We start from the raw sequence: 23,293 nt of genomic DNA, 5'->3' as shown, positions 1-23,293 counted from the left end.
CGGCCGTCCCCTTCGGTCAGACGCCGAGCACTGTGGCGACCGCGAGGGCGGCGATGATGACACTGGACAGCAGCGCGGTGACCCGCCGCCCACGGGGACCGGTGAGGGCCCGGCCGATCAGCGAGCCGCCGCCGGCGATCAGCAGCTGCCAGCTGGCCGAGGCGAGGAACACCCCGGCCGTGAAGGCGATCGCACCTGCCCCGCCGGAGCCGAGCACGTCGCCCCGGCCGAGGACGAGCGCCACGAAGTAGACCACTGTGGCCGGGTTGAGCAGGGTCAGCGCGAGGACCGCGGCGAACGCCCGCACCGGCGTGTCCAGGCCACCCCGCGGACTCGGCTCCTGCGCCGGGGCGGGTGAGTTCGGCTCCTGCGCCGGGGCGGGTGAGTTCGGCTCCTGCGCCGGGGCGGGTGAGTTCGGCTCCTGCGCCGGGGCGGGTGGGCGCATCGCGCGCCAGGCGGTGAGGCAGGCGAGGGCCAGCAGCACCCCCGCGGCGATCAGCCGCAGCGGACCCGCGAACGGCGCGAGGCCACTCGCCACCGCTGCCCCGCCCAGCGCCGCCACGGCCGCGTACAGCCCGTCGGCGGTGGCCACGCCGAGCGCCGCCGCCGAACCGACCCGGAACGAGGTACGCGCGCTGAGCCCGAGGATGAGGATCGCGATCGCGCCGACCGGGATGGCGACGCCGTAGCCGGCGACCAGGCCGGCCAGGAACGCCCCGGTCACGACGAGGGGTGGTGGGCCGAGGCGGCCGGCGGCAGGATGCGCTGTCGACGCGCGGCGGTGGCCGCACGGACAGGAGTCTGCTTCGGGTACGCCTCGATCACCCGCTCATCCTGCGCCCCACTCCCCCACCCCGAAACCGGTTTTCCCGCGCCCCGGGTTCGAGCTGGGCTGGGCTGGGTTGGGCTGAAGATCTTGGTACGAATCTGCCCCCGCAGGGGCGATCTCGTACCAAGATCTCGCTGTTCGGGGCACCAACGCCGGTGGCAGTGCCGCCACGTCACCTTGATCGACACCACTTCGCCAATGTGGCGGCATCAAAGCCACTCCGACCACACCACATCGGCGTAACGGTGTCGATCATGCCGAGAGAACACCGCGGGCGCGGCACCCCTCAAGGGTGCCGCGCCCGTGGCGGTGACCGGGAGAACTGTCAGACGTTGAAGCCGAGCGAGCGGAGCTGGTCGCGCCCCTCGTCGGTGATCTTGTCGGGGCCCCACGGCGGCAGCCACACCCAGTTGATCCGGATGTCGTTCACCAGGCCGCCACCGGGACCGGTGGTCAGCGCCTGCCGGGCCTGGTCCTCGATCACGTCGGTCAGCGGGCAGGCCGCCGAGGTCAGCGTCATGTCCAGGGTGGCCACGTTGTCGTCGTCGACGTGGACGCCGTACACCAGGCCCAGGTCGACCACGTTGATGCCCAGCTCGGGGTCGACGACGTCCTTCATCGCCTCTTCGATGTCGCCGATAGCGGCCTTGCCGCCGGCCGGCGCCGCCGCGCCCGCGGCCGCGCCGCCGGCAACAGCACCGTTGACGGCCGCGCCGTCCGTCGCCACCGCGCCAGCCTCGGGGGTCATGTTCTCGTCGCTCATGCCTTCACCTCCGGGCTCACGCCCACCCCGGCGCGTGCCGCGGCGTCCTTGAACGCCATCCACGACAACAGCGCGCACTTCACCCGGGCCGGGTAGCGCGCGACACCCGCGAACGCCACCCCGTCTCCGAGCACGTCCTCGTCCGGCGTGACCTGGCCCCGCCCGGACATCAACTGCACGAACGCCTCGTGCACCACCGCGGCGTCGCTCGCGGCCCTGCCGCGCAGCAGCTCGTGCAGGATGCTCGCCGACGCCTGGCTGATCGAGCAGCCCATCCCGTCGTACGAGATGTCGGTGAACACCGTGCCGTCGGTCGCCACCCGTACGGTGATCTCGTCGCCGCAGGTCGGGTTGACGTGGTGCGCCTCGCCGACCCGGGCGGCCGGGTCCGCCGCGTCCCGCAGGCCGCGGCCGTGCGGGTGCTTGTAGTGGTCCAGGATGATCTCCTGGTAGAGGGATTCGAGCTGCATCACTGGAACACCTTCCGCACCCGCTCCAGACCCGCCACCAGGGCGTCGATCTCCGCGGTGGTGGTGTAGAGGTAGAACGACGCCCGCGTCGTGGCCGGCACCCCGAACCGGGTGCACACCGGCCGGGCGCAGTGGTGGCCCACCCGCACCTGCACGCCGAGCGAGTCGAGCACCTGCCCGACGTCGTGCGGGTGCACGTCACCGAGCGCGAACGAGATCGTCCCGCCCCGGCCCACCGGCACCGTCGGGCCGAAGATCCGCAGGCCGGGCACGGTGGCGAGGGCGTCCAGCGCGTACGCCGTCAGCTCCTTCTCGTGCCACTGGATGGCCGGCATGCCGATCGCGGTGAGGTAGTCCACCGCGGCGCCGAGCGCCACCGCCTCGGCGATCGGCGGGGTGCCCGCCTCGAACCGGGCCGGCGGCGCGGCGAACGTCGAGCCGCCCATGGTCACCGTCTCGATCATCGAGCCGCCGCCCATCACCGGGGGCATCGCGGCGAGCAGCTCGCCCCGGCCCCAGAGCACGCCGATGCCGGTCGGGCCGCACATCTTGTGCCCGGTGAAGACGATGAAGTCGGCGTCGTGGTCGACCACGTCCATCGGCAGGTGCGGCACCGACTGCGAGCAGTCGAGCAGCAGCAGCGCGCCGACCTCGCGGACCCGCGCGGTGATCCGCGAGGTGGCGTTGACGGTGCCGAGGATGTTCGACATGTGCACCAGCGAGACGATCTTCGTCCGCTCGGTGACCAGGTCGTCCAGGCCGGACTCGTCGAGCCGGCCCTGGTCGGTGACCGGGAACCAGCGCAGCGTCGCGCCGGTGCGCTCCGCGAGCAGCTGCCACGGGACGATGTTCGAGTGGTGCTCCATCTCGGAGATCACGATCTCGTCGCCGGGGCCCAGCCGGAACCGGGGGTCGCCGTCCGCGCGCAGCGAGGCGTTGGAGAAGGCGTACGCCACGATGTTGATCGCCTCGGTGGAGTTCTTGGTGAACACCACCTCGTCCACGCTCGGCGCGTTGATGAACGCGGCGATCTTCGCCCGCGCGCCCTCGTACGCCTCGGTGGCCTCGGTGCCCAGCGTGTGCACCGAGCGCGACACGTTGGCGTTGTGCAGCGCGTAGTGCTCGGCGAGCACGTCGAGCACCTGCCGCGGCTTGTGCGAGGTGTTGGCGCTGTCCAGGTAGACCAGCGGGTGGCCGTTAACCTCCCGGTCGAGGATCGGGAAGTCGGCCCGCACCTTCGCCACGTCGAAGCGCGGCACGTCGTCGTACTGCGGCATGCCCGCCGGGATGGCCATCGAGGTCATGGCAGGTCAGGCCCGTGCCGCGCCGGCTCCGGCGACGTAGCGCTCGTAGCCCTCTTCCTCGAGCTTGTCGGCCAGCTCCCGGCCGCCCTGCTCGACGATCCGGCCGGCCACGAAGACGTGCACGAAGTCGGGCTTGATGTAACGCAGGATGCGCGTGTAGTGGGTGATCAGCAGCAGGCCGGTGTCACCGGTGTCGCGTACCCGGTTCACGCCCTCGCTGACCACGCGCAGCGCGTCCACGTCCAGGCCGGAGTCGGTCTCGTCGAGGATCGCCATCTTCGGCTTGAGCAGCTCCAGCTGCACGATCTCGTGCCGCTTCTTCTCGCCGCCGGAGAAGCCCTCGTTGACGTTGCGCTGGGCGAACGCCGGGTCCATCTGGAGGCGCTCCATGGCGCCGCGCAGCTCGCCGCCCCAGGTGCGCAGCTTCGGCGCCTCACCGTCGATGGCGGTCTTGGCGGTACGCAGGAAGTTGGCCACCGACACGCCGGGGACCTCGACCGGGTACTGCATGGCCAGGAAGAGACCGGCGCGGGCCCGCTCGTCGACGGACATGGACAGCACGTCCTCGCCGTCGAGGGTCACCTCGCCGCCGGTGATCTCGTACTTCGGGTGACCGGCGATCGAGTACGCCAGCGTCGACTTGCCGGAGCCGTTCGGGCCCATGATGGCGTGCGTCTCGCCGGAGCGCACGGTCAGGTCGACCCCGTGCAGGATCGGCTTGAGCTCACCCTCGGGCAGCTTGACCGACACCTTCAGGTCGCGGATCTCCAGGGTGCTCATCAGCGGGTCACTCCATTGCTCGGCAGCGGACGGCCGTCGCCGTCCACGGAAAGGTAGATGTCGCCGTCGCGGACTTCGACGGAATAGACGGGTACGGGTTCGGTCGCGGGCAGCCCGGTGGGCTCACCGGTACGCAGGTCGAAACGGGATCCGTGCAGCCAGCATTCCAGCGTGCAGCCCTCGACCTCGCCCTCGGACAGCGCCACGGCGGCGTGCGAGCACTCGTCGTGCACCGCGTAGAACACGTCGTCCTCGCCGTGCACGATCGCGACCTGCACGCCGTCCACGTCGGCGCTGATCGCGGTGCCCTTCGGCACGTCCTCGGTGGAGCAGATCTTGAGCATCAGGCGCCGGCCTTCGCCAGCCGGGCCTCGATGGCGTCACCGAGGCGCTCGCGCAGGTCCTCGACCGGGATCTTGTTGATCAGCTCGGCGAAGAAGCCGCGCACCACCAGGCGCCGCGCCTCGGCCTCCGGGATGCCCCGGGCCATCAGGTAGAACAGCTGCTCGTCGTCGAACCGGCCGGTCGCGCTGGCGTGCCCGGCGCCGGCGATCTCGCCGGTCTCGATCTCCAGGTTGGGTACGGAGTCGGCCCGCGCGCCGTCGGTGAGCAGCAGGTTCCGGTTGATCTCGTACGTGTCGGTGCCGGTGGCCTCGGCGCGGATCAGCACGTCGCCGACCCAGACCGTGTGCGCGTCGTCGCCCTGCAGCGCGCCCCGGTAGCCGACGTTGCTGCGGCAGTCCGGCACGGTGTGGTCGACCAGCTGCCGGTGCTCCAGGTGCTGGCCGGAGTCGGCGAAGTAGACGCCGTACAGCTCGGCCTCGCCGCCGCGCTGGGTGTACTCCACCGACGTGTACTGCCGGACCAGGTCGCCGCCGAGGCTGACCTGCACGTGCAGGATCCGGGCGTCGCGGCCCAGCCGCACCTTCAGGTGCTGCGCCTGCACCGCGTCGTCGGCCCAGTCGGCGACGGTGACCAGGGTCAGCTTCGCCCCGTCGCCCACCGACACCTCGACGTTGTCGGCCAGCGTGGCCGAGCCGACGTGCTCGATCACCACGGTGGCCTCGGCGAACCGGTCCACCTCGACGAACGTGTGGCCGAAGGCGAGCGCCTCGGCGTTCTCGCCGACCACCCGCAGGCGCACCGGCGCCTCCACCACCGCGTCGCGGGCGACCCGCACCAGCAGCGCGCGGTCGGCCCCGCCGTACGCGAGCGCGCTGACCCGGTCGAACGGGGTGAGCACGCTGCCCACCCGGGGGTCGTCCCGGCCGATCCGGTCGACGGTGACGCCCTCGGGCAGGTCACCGTACTCGTGCCGGACCGCGCCGGTCGCGCCCTGCGCCGACCCGGTCAGGCCGCGCAGGCGCTTGAGCGGGGTGAAGCGCCACTCCTCCTCCAGGCCGGTCAGGGCCGGGAAGTCGGCGACGTCGTACGAGCGGAGCGCCTGCGACTTGGTCGTGGGCGGCGCGGAAGCCTGGGTAGTCATCTCTTCCTTGTGTTCTGCGACGAGGTGTCAGGTGAGGCGGAGGACGGGGGCCGGCGTCAGCCGACCGCGCCCTCCATCTGCAGCTCGATCAGGCGGTTGAGCTCCAGCGCGTACTCCATCGGAAGCTCCTTGGCGATCGGCTCGATGAAGCCGCGCACGATCATCGCCATCGCCTCGTCCTCGCTCAGGCCCCGGCTCATCAGGTAGAAGAGCTGGTCCTCGCTGACCTTGGAGACGGTCGCCTCGTGCCCCATCGACACGTCGTCCTCGCGGATGTCGACGTACGGGTAGGTGTCGGAGCGGGAGATCGTGTCGACCAGGAGCGCGTCGCACTTGACCGTGCTCTTGCTGCTGGTCGAGCCCTCCAGCACCTGCACCAGACCGCGGTACGAGGTGCGGCCGCCGCCCCGGGCGATCGACTTCGACACGATGGTCGAGGAGGTGTGCGGCGCGGCGTGCACCATCTTGGCGCCGGCGTCCTGGTGCTGGCCCTCGCCGGCCATGGCCACCGAGAGCACCTCGCCCTTGGCGTGCTCGCCGGTCATGTAGACCGCCGGGTACTTCATGGTGACCTTGGAGCCGATGTTGCCGTCGACCCACTCCATGGTCGCGCCCTCGTGGCACACGGCACGCTTGGTGACCAGGTTGTAGACGTTGTTCGACCAGTTCTGGATGGTCGTGTACCGGCACCGGGCGTTCTTCTTGACGATGATCTCCACGACCGCGCTGTGCAGCGAGTCGGAGGAGTAGATGGGCGCGGTGCAACCCTCGACGTAGTGCACGTACGCGCCCTCGTCGACGATGATCAGCGTCCGCTCGAACTGGCCCATGTTCTCCGTGTTGATCCGGAAGTAGGCCTGCAGCGGGATGTCCACGTGCACGCCCTTCGGCACGTAGATGAACGAGCCACCGGACCAGACGGAGGTGTTCAGCGCGGCGAACTTGTTGTCGCCGACCGGGATGACCGTGCCGAAGTACTCCTTGAACAGGTCCTCGTGCTCCTTGAGCGCGGTGTCGGTGTCCAGGAAGACGACGCCCTGCTCCTCCAGGTCCTCACGGATCTGGTGGTAGACCACCTCGGACTCGTACTGCGCCGCGACACCGGCGACCAGGCGCTGCTTCTCCGCCTCCGGGATGCCGAGCTTGTCGTAGGTGTTCTTGATGTCCTCGGGCAGGTCCTCCCAGGAGGTGGCCTGCTTCTCGGTGGACCGCACGAAGTACTTGATGTTGTCGAAGTCGATCCCGGTGAGGTCGGCGCCCCAGTTCGGCATCGGCTTGCGGCCGAACAGCCGCAGGCCCTTGAGCCGCAGGTCGAGCATCCAGGCCGGCTCGTTCTTCTTGGCCGAGATGTCCCGCACCACCGCCTCGCTGAGGCCGCGCTGGGCGGACGCCCCGGCGACGTCGGGGTCGGCCCAGCCGTACTCGTAACGACCGAGGGCCGCGAGCTGCTCCTCCTGGGTCAGGGGCTGAACGATCTGCTCGGTCATCTATCTGTCCTCACAGTGGTGACGGTGGAACCGGACTGGGCGGGAATGTGCGTGGTGCACACGCCGTCGCCGTGCGCGATGGTGGCCAGGCGCTGTACGTGGGTGCCGACCAGACGGGAGATGACCTCGGTCTCGGCCTCGCACAGCTGAGGAAACTCGGCGGCCACGTGCGCCACCGGGCAGTGGTGCTGGCAGAGCTGGCCGCCGGAGGCGATCGTGGACGCGTTGGCAGCGTAACCCTCGGCGGTGAGCGCCCCGGCGAGCGCCTCGGCCCGCGCGAGCGGCGCGTCTCCCGCGTCCTCCATGGCCGCCCGGCAGCGGGTCTCCAGCGCGGAGACCTGCTCGGCCGCGAACGCCGCGACCGCCTCGGCGCCGCCGGTGCGGGCGATCCACCGCAGCGCGGCGGTGGCCATGTTGTCGTAGTGGTGGGTGCCGCAGCGGCCCCGGGCCGCCTCGGTGAGCGCGAAGACCTTGGCCGGCCGGCCCCGCCCCCGGCTGCCGCGCACGACCTGGTCGCGGGCGACCACGTCGCCGTCGGCGAGCATGGCGTCGAGGTGCCGGCGGATCGCGGCCGGGCTGAGGCCGAGCGCCGAGCCGAGCTGCGCTGCGGTGGTGGCGCCCCGCTCCAGCAGGAGCTGGGTGACCCGGTCACGGGTCGACAGGTCGGCCGGAGCGGACTCCCGCTCGACGTGCCGGGTGCCACGACGCGACCGCGAACCGCCGGTGACCGCACCGGTCACCGACGCCCGGGACAGCGCCGCCGCGTTTTTCACAACGGCAACGTTACGTAAATCGTCCGGGGCTCGCAAACCCGGGTCCGGTGATTCCGACCACCGAGGTGGCGGAGTCACCCGATCGGGATCAACTACGGTGCGTAGGATTCGCTCCGTGAAGCGTTCCGTCCGGTTCCCGGTCTCGTCCACGCTGCTGCGCCGCCTCGCGCTCGCCTCGATCATCGCGAACGTCGCGATCGTGGTCACCGGCGGGGCCGTCCGGCTCACCGCGTCCGGGCTCGGCTGCCCCACCTGGCCCCGGTGCACCGACGACTCCTACACCACGACCGCCGAGATGGGCGTGCACGGGGTGATCGAGTTCGGCAACCGGCTGCTCACCTTCGCGGTGGGGATCATCGCACTCGCCGTCGTGCTGGCCGTGCTGGCCCACCGTCCCCGCCGGCGCGGGCTGCTCCCGCTGGCCGTCGGCGTGCTGTTCGGCATCCCGGCCCAGGCGGTCATCGGCGGCATCACCGTGCTGACCGACCTCAACCCGTGGGTGGTCGGGCTGCACTTCCTCGCCTCGATGGCGGTCATCGCCGCCGCGTACGCGCTCTGGCGGCGGATCAAGGAGCCGGACGGGCCGGACAGCCCGACCGTGCCGGCGCCGCTGCGTACCCTCGCCTGGATCACCACGGCGGTGAGCGCGTCGGTGCTGGTGGTCGGCACCTGGGTGACCGGCAGCGGCCCGCACGCCGGCGACCACGGCGCGGCCCGCAACGGCCTGGACCCGACGCAGATCTCGCAGGTGCACGCCGACGGCGTCTTCCTGCTGATCGGTCTCTCGGTGGCGCTGTACTTCGCGTTCCGGGCGGTCGGCGCGGAGCGCGCGGCGCGGGCCGCCGCGGTGCTGATCGCGGTCGAGCTGGGCCAGGGCGTGATCGGCTTCGTCCAGTACTTCACCCATCTACCCGGCGTGCTCGTCGGCGCGCACATGCTCGGCTCCTGCCTGGTGCTGCTGGCCACGCTCGGCGTCCTGTTCGCGACCCGGGAGCGGCTGCCGGCCGCCCCGCCGGCCCCGGCCGAGCCGGTCGCCGAGCCGGTGGGCGCCGGCGCCTGAGCGGGCGTTATCGCGCGACGGGAACGGGAAAGCGGTCCGGGCCACGGACCGTACGCCCGAGGGGAGTTCCCGGTGCCGCGCAAGAGCCTCGCCACCACCACGCCGCAACGGCTGACGCCGGTCGCCGGCGCGCCGCTGTGGTGCGACGCCCACGAGCACGGCCTCACCGGCGACGGGGTGACGAACGACCAGCCGGCGCTGGCGGCCCTGGTGGACCGGCTCGGCGCCGGGTACGACGCCGACGGCCGGGCCCGGGTGATCTACTGTCCGCCCGGCCTGTACTCGATCCGCGACGCCGGCACCGTCTGGCGCAGCGGTGTCTCGCTGATCGGCGCCGGACCGGCCGCGACCCGGTTCCTGCTCAGCAACGAGGGCGACCGCAGCGCACCGGTCCCGCTGGCGTACTGGACCACCGTGCAGCACGGCGCCGACCGGGACCGGCACATCGCCGACTGCACGTTCGCCGACTTCGAGATCGACGGCTCCGGGGTCGCCCAGACCTCCTACGACTACCTGGCCAAGGGGCTGGGCCTGCAGTACGTGGTGCGCGGCGTGTTCCGCAACCTCTACATCCACCACACCGGGGCGACCGGCCTGGGCTGTGACTTCCTCCAGGACAGCCTGATCGACGGCGTGGTCGTGGTGGGGTGCGGCCGGCTGGACAACGGCGACCAGATGGGCGGCGCCGGGATCGGCGTCGGTATCGGCGGCTGGGGCGACGTGGAACGCCTCACCATCGCCAACTGCACCACCATCGGCAACGGCACCAACGGGATCTTCCTGGAGTTGCAGAAGGACTACTGGACCCCACCGCGCGGTTTCCGGATCATCGGCTGCCACAGCCAGGCCAACCGGTTCGGCATCTCCGACTGGGGCGCCGACGGGCTGATCGTCTCCGGCTGCACCATGACCAACAACCTGGAGGCCGGCTTCGACGTGTCCGGCAACGGCACCGCCGGGGTGGCCGGGCGCGGCGGCCTGCTCACCGGCTGCGTGATCGACGCCAACGTCGGCGACGGGATCAGCATGGGCAACACCCCCGGCCCGTACACGGTGCAGGGCAACCGGATCAGCCGCAACGGCGGTTTCGGCTACCACGAGCACGACCTGGGCCACGGCTACCGGGGCGCGGCGGCCGACGTGGTGATCCAGGACAACGACATCCGGGAGAACGCGCTGGACGGCATCCGGATCGACCGGCCGATGCTGGACACCTCGATCGTGGGCAACCGGATCCGGGACAACGGCCGCCGCTCCGCCCCGGCCTGCTCCGGCTCCGGCGAGGCGGTGCGCTACGGCCCGCGCGAGCTCACCGACGGCAACGCGGACTGGCCCGACGGCGGGCACCGGGGCAAGGTGGTCCGGGTCGGCTCACGGGACGCGGTGGTGTCCGACAACAGCGCCACCCGGCTCTCCCTGGCCGAGGTACGCCCGGACGGCACCACCGGCTGGAACGAGGCCACCCCGGGGCCGGGCACGAGGTACGAGCTGCCGGACGGCCCGCCGGCCTGCGGCGGCATCACCATCGCCGCGCCGTTCGACTCGGCCACCGTGCGCGGCAACCGGATCTGGCACCGGGACGCCGACACCCAGGCGTACGGCATCTGGGTCACCGAGGCGGGCAGTTGCGTCTCGTGCGCGTTCGAGGACAACGACCTGGCCGGCACCGAGGCCGCGCTGCGGCTGGACACGCCGCCGATCGGCGGCCGCTGGACACGTAACCACAGCGACCGCGACTGACCTCCCGGCGGCGCGGGCGGCACCGGCGGCTCGGGCGGCTCCGGTTCAGCCGGGCCGGCGTCGGTGGTGACAGCCAGCATGACCAAGCTGCCGTTGCTGACCGCGTACGCGACGATCAGCACCCAGAGATCGCCGGTCGCGGTGCAGCAGCCTGGCGACGTGCAGGCCGAGCAGCGCGCGCTGATGGTATCGAAGACGCGGCCCGGTGGGCCCCGGCGAAAGCCGCCGACGCCACGATGGCGGCGACGGCCGGCAAACGCGCCGCCAGCCCGAGTGGAAACGCGCCCCCTCGTGCCACCCATGGCGTTCCACTCACGGCACGGACGGATCGCGAGTGGAACACCATGGGTGCCTGGACAGCCCTGAGACACCCATGGCGTTCCACCCAGGGCCCCGGCAGACAGCGAGTGGAACACCGTGGGTGCCTCGAGCCCTGAGACAGCCTGGCGTTGCGTGCACCGCGTTGGGTGGGTCGGCGAGGTGCGTCCGCAGCCGGGAGGGTCGCGGTCCCGGGCCCGCTGCCAAAGCCCGGACGCCGCCAGGGTCGGCACGCTCGCCACGGCCACGGCCACCGCCAGGCCCACAGCCACGGCCAGGCGGGACGGGTCAGGCGCGGGGGGTCAAGTGGGTGAGGACCGCGTCGGCGAGCCGGTCCGGGGCGCCGTCGGCGTACCCGACGAACAGGCTCGGCTCGGTCAGCTCCAGCTCGACCAGCACCGGCGTGCCGTCCGGGCCGGGGATCAGGTCGACCCGGGCGTAGAGCAGCCGGTCCGGGCCGCCCGGCACGGCTGCCAGCACCTTCTCGGCCACCGCGCGCTGCTCCGCGGTGGCGGTGCGCGCGTCGATGCGCTCCTCCTTGTAGAGCGCGGCCTCGCCCAGGTCCGGCCCGGTCAGCATCGGACCCTTGCGGATCGCGTGGCTGAACGCCAGGCCGTCGGGCCCGGCCAGGAACAGCAGCGCGGTCTCCCCGGCGGTGTCCACCGCGTCGAGGTACGGCTGGACCATGGTGACCCGCCCGGCGTCGGAGAGCCGCCGTACGTGGGCCACCGCCAGTTCCCGGTGCTCCCTGTCGGTCAGGTCGTAGCGGCCGGTGTCCTGGCTGCCGGCGCTGACCGCCGGCTTGATCACGTACTCGCCGCCTGCCGGTGGGGTCCACTCCCGCCCGGGCTCGACCCACTGCGTCGGCACGGTGGGCGCTCCGGCGGCGGAAAGCTCGGACAGGTAGCGCTTGTCGGTGTTCCAGGCGACCACGTCGGCCGGGTTGACCAGGGCCGGCACGGTACGCGCCCAGGCCACGAACTCGTCGCGCCGCCGCGCGTAGTCCCACGGGGAGCGGATCACGACCAGGTCGTACCCGGACCAGTCGACGGCCGGGTCGTCCCAGACCGCGATCTCGGTGGTGACCCCGCGGGCGGCGAGCGGGCCGAGCGCGAGCCGGTCGTCCGGGTCGAGGTCGGGCAGCTCGGCGCAGGTGACGAAAGCGACCCGGGGTCTCCCCCGGGTCGACTGGTGGTGGTTGGTCATTCGGTTATGTCAACGGGCCATCGTGCGCCGGGCCATCGACCGCCACAGGTCGTTGCTCGGACGCATCTGGTCCATCAGTTCACGCTCCCAGGCGTTCTCGACGTCGACCCCGGCCTTCGCGCAGGCCTGCCGCGCGACGTCGGTGCCGTCGGCGAACTGGTCTGCCCATACCCCGTCGGAACCCACGAGGACGATCCGTGCGCCGCGCTTGCCGACGTACTCGATGACCGCCTTCGCGCCGCCGTGTCCGGCGGCGAACGACTTGATGCCCGCGACCAGGCCGTTGGGGGCCTGCTCCGCGGTCTTGTCAGCCGTCAGCGTCGTATCGGAACCATCTGCCATGACGCGAAGCCTAAGCAGAGTTCCACCCGGATGTGCGAGAACCATGAACTGAATGTGATGCCAATTACCCGCCGGTTTAAGAAGAACCACAGGTAATTCGCCTGAATATGTCGCTTATATCTGGGCGAAGCGGGCGGGCGAGATCGTCACAATCTGTCCGGGTTGGACCCCTCCGGGGAAGCCCGAAAAAAATTTCTGATGAACCGCCGGACGGGCGCGTCAGAGCAGCGCGTCGAGCGCGACGGCCGCGAAGAGGATCGTGAGGTACGTGGTGGACCAGTGGAACAGCCGCATCGGCTTGACCGCCTCGCCCCGCGTCGCGCGACGGCACAGCTTGTGCGCCTCGACGAGGAAGATCCCGCCGACCACGAGCGCGGTGACACCGTAGATCGGGCTCATCCCGAGCGGCCAGACCGCCAGCGAGGAGAGCACGGTCAGCCAGGAGAACCCGATGATCTCGGCGTTGACCCGCCGGACCGAGGCCACCACCGGCAGCATCGGCACGCCGGCGCGCGCGTAGTCGGCCTTGTACTTGATGGCCAGCGCGTAGAAGTGCGGCATCTGCCAGAAGAAGACCACGGCGAAGAGGCCCCACGCGGCCGGCGCCAGCGAGCCGGTGACGGCGGCCCAGCCGATCAGCACCGGCGCGGCCCCGCAGATGCCGCCCCAGAACGTGTTGGCGGCGGTGGTCCGCTTCAGCCACAGCGTGTAGACCAGGTCGTAGTAGGCGATCGCGGCGAGCGTCAGCACCGTCGCCAGCCAGTTGGTGGTCGCCGCCATCAGCGCCACCGAGACGGCCGCCAGCACCAGACCGAAGATCAGCGCGCTGCGCGGAGAAACCGTGTGCGCGGGCAGTGGGCGGCGCTTGGTGCGCCGCATGAGCTGGTCGATGTCCCGGTCGATGTAGCAGTTCAGGACGCTCGCCGCGCCGGCCGCGAGCGAGCCGCCGACAAGCACGACGGCGACCAGCCACAGCGACGGCATGCCGCCGTCCGCGAGCATCATCGCCGGAACGGTGGTGACCAGCAGCAGCTCGACGATCCGCGGCTTGGTCAGCGCCACGTACGCCGCCACCACGGCGCGTACGTCCCGCCGGCCGCTCGCCGGCGCCTCCGCCACCGCGCCCACCGGCGGCTGCCCGGCAGGGTTGCTGACGGGGCGCTCGGTGATCATGCTCACGGATTGCCACCTTCCGGCATCGGCGGGGGGAGGTCGTTCGGCCCGGACCCGTCGAGGTCCACACACCGCCCCACACACTACGCGGCGTCGTTTTGGCTGCCCCGCAGACCCGGCAACGGTGCGAGCCGTCACACCTGGGGTTGAACGACCGGACGTCCGCGATCCGTACAGAACAGCATGCTGAGATCCCCGGGCGGACGTTTAGCACCGCTCGATAGGGTCATCAGTGAGGGTTCCGCCCATCTGCCGAGGAGCACAACCATCGTGGCTGCCAACCGACCCGAGCTTCCCGCTCTCAACTGGTCCGACCTCGACCGCAGGGCCGTCGACACGGTCCGCGTGCTGGCCATGGACGCCGTGGAGAAATCCGGCAACGGCCACCCGGGGACGGCGATGAGCCTCGCCCCGGTGGCGTACCTGCTCTTCAACCGGGTCATGCGGCACAACCCCGCCGACCCGAACTGGGCCGGGCGCGACCGGTTCGTGCTCTCCGCCGGCCACTCCAGCCTGACGCTCTACATCCAGCTCTTCCTCTCCGGCTACCCGCTGTCGCTGGACGACCTCAAGGCGCTGCGCCAGTGGGGCTCGCTCACCCCGGGCCACCCGGAGCACGGCCACACCCCGGGCGTGGAGACCACCACCGGGCCGCTCGGCCAGGGCCTCGGCAACGCGGTCGGCATGGCGATGGCGGCCCGCCGCGAGCGCGGCCTGTTCGACAGCGAGCCGGACCGCGCCGACTCGCCGTTCCGGCACGACATCTGGTGCATCGCCTCCGACGGTGACATCGAGGAGGGCATCACCCACGAGGCCAGCGCGCTCGCCGGTCACCAGCAGCTCGGCAACCTCTGCGTGATCTACGACGACAACGAGATCTCGATCGAGGACGACACCCGCATCGCCAAGAGCGAGGACGTGGCGGCCCGCTACGAGGCGTACGGCTGGCACGTGCAGACCGTCGACTGGCGCAGCGGCGACGCCGACCAGGGCGACTACCACGAGGACGTGGAGGCGCTGTACCAGGCGCTGCTGGCCGCCAAGGCGGAGACCGGCCGGCCGTCGTTCATCGCGCTGCGCACCATCATCGGCTGGCCCGCGCCGAACAAGAAGAACACCGGCAAGATCCACGGCTCGGCGCTCGGCGCGGACGAGGTGAAGGCCACCAAGGAGATCCTCGGCTTCGACCCGCAGCGCACCTTCGAGGTCGACGAGGAGGTGCTCAAGCACGCCCGTCAGGTGCTGGAGCGTGGCGCGCAGGAGCAGGCCGAGTGGACCACCGGGTTCGACGCCTGGGCGCAGGCCAACCCGGAGCGCAAGGCGCTGTGGGACCGGATGGCCACCCGTACGCTGCCGACCGGCTGGACCGACGCGCTGCCGACCTTCCCGGCGGATGCCAAGGGCGTCGCCACCCGGGCCGCCTCCGGCAAGATCCTGGAGGCCCTGGCGCCGGTGCTGCCGGAGCTGTGGGGCGGCTCGGCCGACCTGGCCGAGAGCAACAACACCACGATGAAGGGCGAGCCGTCGTTCGTCCCGGCCGCGCACGCCACCAAGGACTTCCCCGGTGACGAGTACGGCCGCACGCTGCACTTCGGCATCCGCGAGCACGCCATGGGCGCGATCCTCAACGGCATCGCCCTGCACGGCGGCACCCGCCCGTACGGCGGCACGTTCCTGGTGTTCAGCGACTACATGCGCCCGGCGGTGCGGCTGGCCGCGCTGATGAAGCTGCCGGTGACGTACGTCTGGACGCACGACTCGATCGGCCTCGGCGAGGACGGCCCGACGCACCAGCCGATCGAGCACCTGACCGCGCTGCGGGCCATCCCCGGCCTGGACGTGGTGCGCCCGGCCGACGCCAACGAGACGGTCTGGGCGTGGCGGCAGGCGCTGGAGCACACCGACCGGCCGACCGCGCTGGCGCTCAGCCGCCAGGCGCTGCCGACGTTCGACCGCACCGACCTGGCCGGCGCCGAGGGCGTCGCCAAGGGCGGGTACGTGCTGGCCGAGGCGTCGAACGGCAAGCCGCAGGTGATCCTCGTCGGCACCGGCTCCGAGGTGCAGCTCTGCCTCACCGCACGGGAGCGGCTGGAGGCCGACGGCACCCCCACCCGGGTCGTCTCCATGCCCTGCCAGGAGTGGTTCTTCGCGCAGGACGAGGCGTACCGGGAGTCGGTGCTGCCGCGCGGGGTAAAGGCACGGGTGAGCGTGGAGGCGGGCATCGCGATGTCGTGGCGCGCGATCGTCGGCGACAGCGGCGAGTGCGTGAGCATCGAGCACTACGGCGCCAGCGCGCCGCACACCGTGCTCTTCGAGCAGTTCGGGTTCACCCCCGACCGGATCGTGGCCGCCGCGCACGCGGCGCTGACCCGGGTGGGCGACATCACCGGTTTCACGACCGGCAACTGAGGGGAGCGTGGACGGCATGACGGACAGGCTGAAGGAGCTCCAGGGCGCCGGGGTGGCGATCTGGCTCGACGACCTTTCCCGGGTACGGCTGAGCTCCGGCGGGCTGGACAAGCTGCGCCGGGAGAGCCACGTAGCCGGGGTGACCACCAATCCGACGATCTTCGCCAAGGCGCTGAGCGACGCCGGCGAGTACGACTGGCAGCTTCGTGACCTCGCCGTACGTGGTGTGGACGTCGAGGAGGCGGTCCGCATGCTCACCACGTACGACGTGCGGTGGGCCTGCGACGTGATGCGCCCGTCGTACGAGACCAGCGGCGGCGTGGACGGCCGGGTGTCGATCGAGGTGGACCCGCGCTCGGCGCACGACGCGGCGAAGACCGTCGCCGAGGCCAAGGCGCTGTGGTGGCTGGTCGACCGGCCGAACCTGTTCATCAAGATCCCGGCCACCGAGGAGGGCCTGCCCGCGATCACCGCGACGCTGGCCGAGGGGATCAGCGTCAACGTCACGCTGATCTTCGGCCTGGACCGGTACTCGCAGGTGATGGAGGCCTTCCTGGCCGGACTGGAGCAGGCGCAGGCCAACGGGCACGACCTGTCGAAGATCGGCTCGGTCGCCTCGTTCTTCGTCTCCCGGGTCGACACCGAGGTGGACAAGCGGCTGGAGAAGATCGGCTCGGACCGGGCCAAGGCGCTGCGCGGCAAGGCCGCTGTCGCCAACGCCCGGCTGGCGTACGAGCGTTACGGCGAGGTGTTCTCCTCGGCGCGCTGGCAGAAGCTGGCCGACGCGGGCGCCCACCCGCAGCGCCCGCTGTGGGCCTCCACCTCGACGAAGAACCCGGACTACCGGGACGTCATCTACGTCGAGGAGCTGATCGCGCCCGGCACCGTCAACACCATGCCGGAGCCGGTGATCCACGCCTACGCCGAGCACGGCGAGACGAAGCCGGACACCGTCACCGTCGCGTACGACGACGCCCGCCAGGTCTTCGCCGACCTGCTGGCGGTGGGCGTTGACCTGTCCGACGTGATCGCCACGCTGGAGCGCGAGGGCGTGGAGAAGTTCGAGGCGAGCTGGGTGGAGCTGCTGGAGGGGGTCAAGAAGTCCCTCGCCGAGGCGGCCAAGGGCTCGGGCAGCCCGCACCGGGCCGCCGGGAAGAACGCGCAGGCGGCGCAGCAGGCCGGCGGCAACGCGTGACAGACGGCGTCCGACGCGTCCCGGGGCCCGGCCCCGGGACGCGTCGCGCCGTACCGTGGTTTGGGTGAGGGGCGGCACCGTGAGTGACCTGCTGGCCGGGCGGGCCGACATGGCCGCCGGTCTGGCCGTGCGCGGCGCGGACGCCCTCGGCGCGTCGGCGCGCGCCACGCTCGTCGCCCACGACGTCCCGGCCCGGCTCGCCGCCGCCGACCCGGCCCTCTGGGGGCCCGCCGCCGAGTCGGCGGCCCTCGACCGGCTGGGCTGGCTGCACGCCCACCGGCGCAGCCGGGACCTGCTCCCCCAGCTCGCCGAGCTGGCCGCCGAGCTGAGCGACCTGGACCACGTGGTGCTGGCCGGCGCCCGCGGCGACACGCTCGCCGCCGAGGTGCTGGCCGAATGCCTGGGCCGGCCGGTGACGGTGCTCGACACCGCCGATCCGGGGCCGGTCCGGGCCGCGCTCGCCGACCGCCCGGCGCGTACCCTCCTGGTGCTCGCCGCCCGGCACGGCCTGGACCGGACCACCGACGCCCACCTGCGGGCCTACCGGCAGGCGTGGGCGGACGAGGGCCCGGATGCCGCCCGGCACGTCGTGGTGGTCACCGAGCCCGGCACGGACCTCGCGGCGCGCGCCGACGAGCTGGGCGCGGTGGTGCTCCCGGCCGAGCCCGGCGTGGTCGGGCCGTGGGCCGCGCTCACCGCGTTCGGCGTGGTCCCGGCGGCGCTGGCCGGCGCGCCGGTCGCCGAGGTGCTGGACGAGGCGGAGGCGCTCACCGCCGCGCTCGACCGGGACCGGGACAACCCGGGCCTCGCGCTCGGCGCGGCCCTGGGCGCGGCGCCCGGCGAGGGCCGGCACACGGTAGCGCTGGTCCCCGACGGCACCGGACTCGACGGCCTGGGCCGCTGGGCGGGCGCGCTGCTCGCCGACGCGACCGGCGGACGGCTCCTGCCGGTGGCCGTGGAGTCCCCCGACTCCCCCGGCGCCACCGGGCCGGGCGTGCTCACAGTCGGTCTCGGCGGCGCCCTCGGCGCGGGCGTCGGCCCGGGCGTGGCCGCCGACGTCGCCGTCAACGGGCCGCTCGGCGCGCACCTGCTCACCTGGACCTACGCCGCCGCGACCGCCGCGGTGACGCTGCGGACCGACCCGTTCGCGGCGCCCGCCGCCGCGGCGGCCGACGACGAGGCGGACAGCGGGCCGCCGTCGTCGGTGGAGGACGCGATCGAGGTGTACGCCCCGAGCGGCGCGCCGGCCGACCTGACCGGCGCGCTGTGCTGGCTGCTCGACGGGCTGGGCGAACGGGAACACCTCGCGGTCACCGCGTACCTCGACCCGCGGGCCGACGCGGCGCTGGCCGGGCTGCGCCCGCTGCTGGCACGGCACACCCGGCGGCCGGTCACCTTCACCTGGGGACCGCGCCGGCCGGAGCACACGGACACCCGCGGCCGGCACCTCCAGATCACCGGTGCGGTCACCGATGATCTGGAAGTGCCCGGTCGTCCGTACACCTTCGCGCAGCTCCAGGCGGCCCAGGCCGCCGGTGACCGGCGGGCCCTGGCCGGCCGGGAACGACCGGTGCTGCGACTGCACCTGACCAAGCGGGCGGCTGGCGTCGCCCAGCTGCTGGATACGGCCGGACGGACACGCACGTGACGATCAATGACCTGGAATCAGCGGACCGAGACGCAGGAGGAGGTGGCCCGGTGAACCCGCTGCGCGACGTCCAGGACCGGCGGTTGCCCCGGATCCCCGAGCCGTGTGCCCTGGTGATCTTCGGGGTGACCGGCGATCTGGCCCGCAAGAAACTACTGCCGGCGGTCTACGACCTGGCCAACCGGGGGCTCCTGCCGCCCGGTTTCGTGGTGCTGGGCTTCGCCCGCCGGGACTGGGGCGACGGCGACTTCGAGTCGGTGGCGCACGAGGCGGCCAAGAAGCACGCCCGCACCCCGTGGCGGGAGGAGGTGTGGGCCCGGCTGGCCGGCAACATCAAGTTCGTCGGCGGCTCGTTCGACGACGACGCCGCGTTCGACCAGCTCGCCGCCACGCTCGACGAGCTGCGCGACTCGCACGGCATCGCCGGCAACGCCGCCTTCTACTTCTCCATCCCCCCGGCGGCGTTCCCGGTGGTGCTCAAGCAGCTCGCCCGCACCGGCATGGCGGACAACGACAGGTCCGGCGGCTGGCGCCGCGTGGTGGTGGAGAAGCCGTTCGGCAACGACCTGCCCTCGGCCAAGGCGCTCAACGACCTGGTCGACGACGTCTTCACCCGCCAGGACGTGTTCCGGATCGACCACTACCTGGGCAAGGAGACGGTCCAGAACATCCTGGCGCTGCGGTTCGCGAACAACCTGTTCGAGCCGCTGTGGAACTCCAAGTACGTCGACTCGGTGCAGATCACCATGGCCGAGGACGTCGGCATCGGCACCCGGGCCGCCTTCTACGACTCCGTCGGCACCGCCCGTGACGTGCTCCAGAACCACCTGCTCCAACTGCTCGCGCTGGTCGCGATGGAGGAGCCGACGAGCTTCGACGCCGACGAGATCCGCGCCGAGAAGCTCAAGGTGCTCAAGGCGATCACCGTGCCGCACGACGTCTCCGAGGACACCGTGCGGGGCCAGTACCTGCCCGGCTGGGTGGGCGGCGAGCGCGCCAAGGGCTACCTGGAGGAGGAGGGCGTCCCGGCGGGCTCCACCACCGAGACGTACGTGGCGGTGAAGCTGGGCATCCAGAACCGGCGCTGGGCCGGGGTGCCGTTCTACATCCGGGCCGGCAAGCGGCTGCCCCGGCGGGTCACCGAGGTGGCCATCATGTTCAAGAAGGCGCCGCACCTGCCGTTCAACGCCGCCGACATGGAGTCCCTCGGCCCCAACCAGCTCGTCATCCGCGTGCAGCCGGACGAGGGCGTGGTGCTGAAGTTCGGCTCCAAGGTGCCGGGCACCACGATGGAGGTCCGCGACATCGCGATGGACTTCCAGTACGGCGAGGCGTTCACCGAGTCCAGCCCCGAGGCGTACGAGCGGCTCGTGCTGGACGTGCTGATCGGCGACCGGACGCTGTTCCCGGACGCCGCCGAGGTCGAGCAGAGCTGGCAGGTCGTCGACCCGCTGGAACACGCCTGGGAGGGCACGACGCCGGAGCCGTACCGGGCCGGCGAGTGGGGACCCCGGGCCGCCGACGAGATGCTGGCCCGCGAGGGCCGGGCTTGGCGGAGAGCGTGAGCGAGCACTGCGAGCGAACCAGGAGGCTCCATTGATCGGGCTGTGGGACACCACCGGCAACGAGGTGGTCAAGGCGCTGGCCGCGGAACGGCGCAGCGCGGGCGGGGTGGCCAGCGGCATGGCGCTCACGCTGATCGTGGTGGTGGACGAGAAGCGGGTCCGGGAGGCCGAGGCGGCCGCCACCATCGCCGCGGCGGCGCACCCCTGCCGCCTGCTCGTGGTGGTCCGCTCCGACGTGGAGCGCGACCGCAACCGGCTGGACGCGGAGATCGTCGTGGGCGGCCGGCTCGGGCCGTGCGAGGCGGTGGTGACCCGGATGTACGGGCGGCTCGCGCTGCACGCCGAATCCGTGGTGATGCCGCTGCTGGTGCCGGACGTACCGGTGGTGACGTGGTGGCACGGCGAGCCGCCGGAGGAGATCGCCACCGACTTCCTCGGTGTGGTGGCCGACCGGCGGATCACCGACTCGGCGCAGGCGGCCGACCCGATCGCCGCGCTGCGGCAGCGGGCCCACGACTACGCCCCCGGCGACACCGACCTGGCGTGGACCCGGATCACCCCGTGGCGCACGCTGGTGGCGGGCGCGTTCGACACCACCCAGGCCCGGGTCACCGAGGCCAGCGTGGTGGCGCCCCCGTCGGATCCGACGGCCGCGCTGATGAGCGGGTGGCTCAAGGCCCGGCTCGGCATCGAACCGACCTGGGAGCGGACCGACGAGTTCCCGCGCATGCGTCAGGTGCAGCTGCGCTGCGCCAACGGCGACGAGCTGACGCTGACCCGCGACGACAGCATCGCGGTGTTCCGGCGTACCGGGCAGGAGGACCGCACGCTGCCGCTGGTGCGCCGGCCGCTCGGTGACGAGCTGGCCGAGGAGCTGCGCCGCCTCGACGCCGACCAGGTGTACGCGGAGGCGCTCGGCGCTGCGGCCGGGATCACCGGACTCGACCAGCGGCCGGCCCAGCGGGTGCACGTGTGGAAGGATCCGGCGACCGCCCAGCGGGCCGAGGCCGGCGTGACCGCGCACGCGGGCGCGACCGCGAACGAGTGACCGCCCGGACCGGGTGGTCGGAGGCACAGGTGACCGCCGGTGGGCGGTCGGAACACGAGGGCTCGACGGATGACTGAGGCGAGTGTCGCCGTACACGCCGACCCCGACCTGCTGGCGCAGGCGGTGGCGGCCCGGTTGGTGGTGAAGCTGCTCGACGCGCAGGCCGAGCGCGGCCAGGCGTCGGTGGTGCTGACCGGCGGGCGGATCGCCGCTGCGGTGTACCGGGCGGTCGGGCAGCTGCCCGCCCGGGACGCGGTCGACTGGTCCCGGGTCGACGTGTGGTGGGGCGACGAGCGGTTCCTGCCCGCCGGCGACCCGGAGCGCAACGAGACGCAGGCGCGGGCGGCGCTGCTGGACGCGGTGCCGCTGGACCCGGCCCGGGTGCACCCGATGCCGGCGTCCGACGGCCCGGCCGGTGACGACCCGGAGGCGGCCGCCGCCGGGTACGCGCGGGAGCTGGCCGCCGCCGCCCGGCCCGGGAACGCGATCGTGCCGCACTTCGACGTGCTGATGCTCGGCGTCGGCGAGGACGGTCACGTGGCGTCGGTGTTCCCGGAGCACCCGGTGCACCACGACAACCGCCCGGTCAGCGCGGTACGGGGCAGCCCGAAGCCGCCACCGGTGCGTACCACGCTGACCCTGCCGACGATCAACACGGCCGAGGAGGTGTGGCTGATCGCCGCCGGGGCGGACAAGGCCCGGGCGGTGGGCATGGCGCTGGCCGGGGCCGGGCCGGTGCAGTTGCCGGCCGCCGGGGTGCAGGGCGTCTCCCGTACGCTCTGGCTGCTCGACCGGGCCGCGGCGGCCAACGTGCCGCCGCGCCTGCGCAGCCTCCGCTGAGGTGTAAGGAAGGGCCCCTTCTTAACGTCTCCGGTAGAGAAGGGGCCCCTTCTTAACGCCTCGGCTCAGGCGCGGCCACGACGTCGGCGCAGCGCGTCGAGGGCCTCGGCGAGCAGCGCCTCCCCCTCCTCCGGCGTGCGCCGCTCCTGCACGTACGCCAGGTGGGTCTTGTAGGGCTCGGCGCGCTGGCGGCCCGGCGGGTCGCCCGGGTCGGGGCCGGCCGGCTCCCCGCAGCGGGGGCACTCCCAGGCGGCCGGCGTCTCCGCCTCGGCGGCGATCAGGAACTCGACCCGGTGCCCGTGGCGGCACCAGTAGACGACCGGGCGGCGCGGCGCGGGCTCCACGCGCTGGTCGAAGCGCTCGGGGGCGGACCCGATCCGGGTGCCGCGGATGACGTTGTTGCTGGGCACGGTTGCTCGCTCCCTGTCGTCGGAGGGGACCGCCGCCGGAGGGGGTGGGCGACGGGCGACGCGCGGAGAAACAAAACTGCGCGCGGTCCGTGACGGACCGCGCGCAGATTGTACGCTTCTCAGCGCCGACTCAGGTGCCGTTGGCCATCTGCAACCGCAGCCAGAGCCCGAGCCCGATGATGCAGGCGAACCAGACGATTCCCACCAGAACGGTGTAGCGGTCGAGGTTCTTCTCGGCCACGGACGAACCGGCCAGGCTGGAGCTGACGCCGCCGCCGAACATGCTCGACAACCCGCCGCCCTTACCGCGGTGCAGGAGGATCAGCAGGACGAGCAGCACGCTGGTGATGACCAGCAACGTGATCATCGTGTAGGCGAACCAGATCGGCATGGCGGGGGTCAGTCCTCTCGTTGCGATCACTGCCCGGACCTGTCGGGCACTGCGGC

General features: G+C 72.3%; 22 protein-coding genes. 8 read left to right on the top strand and 14 right to left on the bottom strand.

Features of this window, described 5'->3' with window-relative positions:
* Nucleotides 1–16: 16 nt before the first annotated feature.
* From O7542_RS05050 to O7542_RS05010, 9 genes are all read right to left on the bottom strand, one after another.
* Nucleotides 17–724 (bottom strand): LysE family transporter, encoded by a 708-nt coding sequence (locus tag O7542_RS05050; protein ID WP_281605764.1) that lies wholly within the window; start codon nucleotides 722–724, stop codon nucleotides 17–19.
* A gap of 430 nt (nucleotides 725–1,154) precedes the next feature.
* A complete protein-coding gene (locus O7542_RS05045) occupies nucleotides 1,155–1,592 on the bottom strand; it encodes a metal-sulfur cluster assembly factor (protein ID WP_104113561.1) in 438 nt (145 codons plus the stop codon).
* Nucleotides 1,589–2,062, bottom strand: coding sequence for a Fe-S cluster assembly sulfur transfer protein SufU (gene sufU / locus O7542_RS05040; protein ID WP_064445308.1), 474 nt, complete (start codon nucleotides 2,060–2,062; stop codon nucleotides 1,589–1,591). Before sufU ends, O7542_RS05045 begins: the two co-directional genes overlap by 4 nt.
* The gene (locus O7542_RS05035; protein WP_064445307.1) at nucleotides 2,062–3,366 is read right to left on the bottom strand and encodes a cysteine desulfurase; all 1,305 of its coding nucleotides are present in this window, start codon (nucleotides 3,364–3,366) and stop codon (nucleotides 2,062–2,064) included. Before O7542_RS05035 ends, sufU begins: the two co-directional genes overlap by 1 nt.
* A gap of 6 nt (nucleotides 3,367–3,372) precedes the next feature.
* The gene (gene sufC, locus O7542_RS05030) at nucleotides 3,373–4,146 is read right to left on the bottom strand and encodes a Fe-S cluster assembly ATPase SufC (RefSeq protein ID WP_064445306.1); all 774 of its coding nucleotides are present in this window, start codon (nucleotides 4,144–4,146) and stop codon (nucleotides 3,373–3,375) included.
* Nucleotides 4,146–4,490 (bottom strand): non-heme iron oxygenase ferredoxin subunit, encoded by a 345-nt coding sequence (locus tag O7542_RS05025; protein ID WP_064445305.1) that lies wholly within the window; start codon nucleotides 4,488–4,490, stop codon nucleotides 4,146–4,148. The genes sufC and O7542_RS05025 overlap by 1 nt, the downstream gene beginning before the upstream one ends.
* Complete coding sequence (sufD, locus tag O7542_RS05020; RefSeq protein WP_069089093.1) at nucleotides 4,490–5,632, bottom strand: Fe-S cluster assembly protein SufD; 1,143 nt, start codon at nucleotides 5,630–5,632, stop codon at nucleotides 4,490–4,492. The genes O7542_RS05025 and sufD overlap by 1 nt, the downstream gene beginning before the upstream one ends.
* 56 nt (nucleotides 5,633–5,688) lie before the next feature.
* Nucleotides 5,689–7,119 (bottom strand): Fe-S cluster assembly protein SufB, encoded by a 1,431-nt coding sequence (gene sufB, locus O7542_RS05015; protein WP_013287447.1) that lies wholly within the window; start codon nucleotides 7,117–7,119, stop codon nucleotides 5,689–5,691.
* Entirely contained in the window at nucleotides 7,116–7,781 is a 666-nt protein-coding gene (locus O7542_RS05010) for an HTH domain-containing protein (RefSeq protein ID WP_223201463.1), read from the bottom strand. Before O7542_RS05010 ends, sufB begins: the two co-directional genes overlap by 4 nt.
* 208 nt (nucleotides 7,782–7,989) lie before the next feature.
* Here O7542_RS05010 and O7542_RS05005 point away from each other — a divergent pair, with 208 nt between their 5' ends.
* Together O7542_RS05005 and O7542_RS05000 are read left to right on the top strand one after the other, a co-directional pair.
* Nucleotides 7,990–8,952 (top strand): COX15/CtaA family protein, encoded by a 963-nt coding sequence (locus O7542_RS05005; RefSeq protein WP_176722841.1) that lies wholly within the window; start codon nucleotides 7,990–7,992, stop codon nucleotides 8,950–8,952.
* Nucleotides 8,953–9,024: 72 nt separating this feature from the next.
* Nucleotides 9,025–10,692: a right-handed parallel beta-helix repeat-containing protein gene (locus O7542_RS05000; RefSeq protein WP_187693164.1), complete on the top strand. Its 1,668-nt coding sequence runs from the start codon at nucleotides 9,025–9,027 to the stop codon at nucleotides 10,690–10,692.
* A 606-nt stretch (nucleotides 10,693–11,298) separates the two neighbouring features.
* On the opposite strand, the gene O7542_RS04995 is transcribed toward O7542_RS05000, so the two are convergent.
* From O7542_RS04995 to O7542_RS04985, 3 genes are all read right to left on the bottom strand, one after another.
* Nucleotides 11,299–12,216, bottom strand: a complete 918-nt coding sequence (locus O7542_RS04995) for a hypothetical protein (protein ID WP_281605763.1) — start codon at nucleotides 12,214–12,216, stop codon at nucleotides 11,299–11,301.
* A gap of 9 nt (nucleotides 12,217–12,225) precedes the next feature.
* Entirely contained in the window at nucleotides 12,226–12,558 is a 333-nt protein-coding gene (locus tag O7542_RS04990) for a hypothetical protein (RefSeq protein ID WP_013287454.1), read from the bottom strand.
* 219 nt (nucleotides 12,559–12,777) lie between these two features.
* Nucleotides 12,778–13,737, bottom strand: a complete 960-nt coding sequence (locus tag O7542_RS04985; RefSeq protein WP_043329632.1) for a heme o synthase — start codon at nucleotides 13,735–13,737, stop codon at nucleotides 12,778–12,780.
* A 264-nt stretch (nucleotides 13,738–14,001) separates the two neighbouring features.
* Between O7542_RS04985 and tkt the strand changes: the two genes are divergently transcribed.
* The 6 genes from tkt (at nucleotide 14,002) to pgl (ending at nucleotide 22,436) form a co-directional block, all read left to right on the top strand.
* On the top strand, nucleotides 14,002–16,140 hold the full coding sequence (gene tkt / locus O7542_RS04980; protein WP_043329631.1) for a transketolase: 2,139 nt from the start codon (nucleotides 14,002–14,004) through the stop codon (nucleotides 16,138–16,140).
* 16 nt (nucleotides 16,141–16,156) lie between these two features.
* A complete protein-coding gene (gene tal, locus O7542_RS04975) occupies nucleotides 16,157–17,335 on the top strand; it encodes a transaldolase (RefSeq protein WP_043331133.1) in 1,179 nt (392 codons plus the stop codon).
* Nucleotides 17,336–17,414: 79 nt separating this feature from the next.
* The gene (locus O7542_RS04970; protein WP_281606446.1) at nucleotides 17,415–18,983 is read left to right on the top strand and encodes a glucose-6-phosphate isomerase; all 1,569 of its coding nucleotides are present in this window, start codon (nucleotides 17,415–17,417) and stop codon (nucleotides 18,981–18,983) included.
* Nucleotides 18,984–19,033: 50 nt separating this feature from the next.
* Nucleotides 19,034–20,548, top strand: coding sequence for a glucose-6-phosphate dehydrogenase (zwf, locus tag O7542_RS04965; RefSeq protein ID WP_043329630.1), 1,515 nt, complete (start codon nucleotides 19,034–19,036; stop codon nucleotides 20,546–20,548).
* Nucleotides 20,549–20,579: 31 nt separating this feature from the next.
* The gene (locus O7542_RS04960) at nucleotides 20,580–21,596 is read left to right on the top strand and encodes a glucose-6-phosphate dehydrogenase assembly protein OpcA (RefSeq protein ID WP_043329629.1); all 1,017 of its coding nucleotides are present in this window, start codon (nucleotides 20,580–20,582) and stop codon (nucleotides 21,594–21,596) included.
* A gap of 69 nt (nucleotides 21,597–21,665) precedes the next feature.
* A complete protein-coding gene (gene pgl, locus O7542_RS04955) occupies nucleotides 21,666–22,436 on the top strand; it encodes a 6-phosphogluconolactonase (RefSeq protein ID WP_043329628.1) in 771 nt (256 codons plus the stop codon).
* Nucleotides 22,437–22,501: 65 nt separating this feature from the next.
* Here pgl and O7542_RS04950 read toward each other — a convergent pair whose 3' ends face one another.
* Together O7542_RS04950 and secG are read right to left on the bottom strand one after the other, a co-directional pair.
* Entirely contained in the window at nucleotides 22,502–22,846 is a 345-nt protein-coding gene (locus O7542_RS04950; RefSeq protein ID WP_013287462.1) for an RNA polymerase-binding protein RbpA, read from the bottom strand.
* A 130-nt stretch (nucleotides 22,847–22,976) separates the two neighbouring features.
* Nucleotides 22,977–23,237: a preprotein translocase subunit SecG gene (gene secG, locus O7542_RS04945; RefSeq protein WP_043329626.1), complete on the bottom strand. Its 261-nt coding sequence runs from the start codon at nucleotides 23,235–23,237 to the stop codon at nucleotides 22,977–22,979.
* Between the last annotated feature and the right edge of the window lie 56 nt (nucleotides 23,238–23,293).

Source organism: Micromonospora sp. WMMC264, from assembly GCF_027497275.1.
Taxonomy (GTDB): domain Bacteria; phylum Actinomycetota; class Actinomycetes; order Mycobacteriales; family Micromonosporaceae; genus Micromonospora; species Micromonospora chalcea.
The sequence above is the reverse complement of the archived record's forward strand: the minus strand, read 5'-3'. Positions and strand labels throughout refer to the sequence as shown.

Excerpts from the sequence above, each read along its gene's own strand:
- sufB (WP_013287447.1), bottom strand. The coding sequence starts at position 7,119 with ATGACCGAGCAGATCGTTCAGCCCCTGACCCAGGAGGAGCAGCTCGCG.
- tal (WP_043331133.1), top strand. The coding sequence starts at position 16,157 with ATGACGGACAGGCTGAAGGAGCTCCAGGGCGCCGGGGTGGCGATCTGG.
- secG (WP_043329626.1), bottom strand. The coding sequence starts at position 23,237 with ATGCCGATCTGGTTCGCCTACACGATGATCACGTTGCTGGTCATCACC.
- O7542_RS05035 (WP_064445307.1), bottom strand. The coding sequence starts at position 3,366 with ATGACCTCGATGGCCATCCCGGCGGGCATGCCGCAGTACGACGACGTG.
- O7542_RS05025 (WP_064445305.1), bottom strand. The coding sequence starts at position 4,490 with ATGCTCAAGATCTGCTCCACCGAGGACGTGCCGAAGGGCACCGCGATC.
- sufU (WP_064445308.1), bottom strand. The coding sequence starts at position 2,062 with ATGCAGCTCGAATCCCTCTACCAGGAGATCATCCTGGACCACTACAAG.
- O7542_RS04990 (WP_013287454.1), bottom strand. The coding sequence starts at position 12,558 with ATGGCAGATGGTTCCGATACGACGCTGACGGCTGACAAGACCGCGGAG.
- sufC (WP_064445306.1), bottom strand. The coding sequence starts at position 4,146 with ATGAGCACCCTGGAGATCCGCGACCTGAAGGTGTCGGTCAAGCTGCCC.
- sufD (WP_069089093.1), bottom strand. The coding sequence starts at position 5,632 with ATGACTACCCAGGCTTCCGCGCCGCCCACGACCAAGTCGCAGGCGCTC.
- pgl (WP_043329628.1), top strand. The coding sequence starts at position 21,666 with ATGACTGAGGCGAGTGTCGCCGTACACGCCGACCCCGACCTGCTGGCG.
- O7542_RS04995 (WP_281605763.1), bottom strand. The coding sequence starts at position 12,216 with ATGACCAACCACCACCAGTCGACCCGGGGGAGACCCCGGGTCGCTTTC.
- O7542_RS05045 (WP_104113561.1), bottom strand. The coding sequence starts at position 1,592 with ATGAGCGACGAGAACATGACCCCCGAGGCTGGCGCGGTGGCGACGGAC.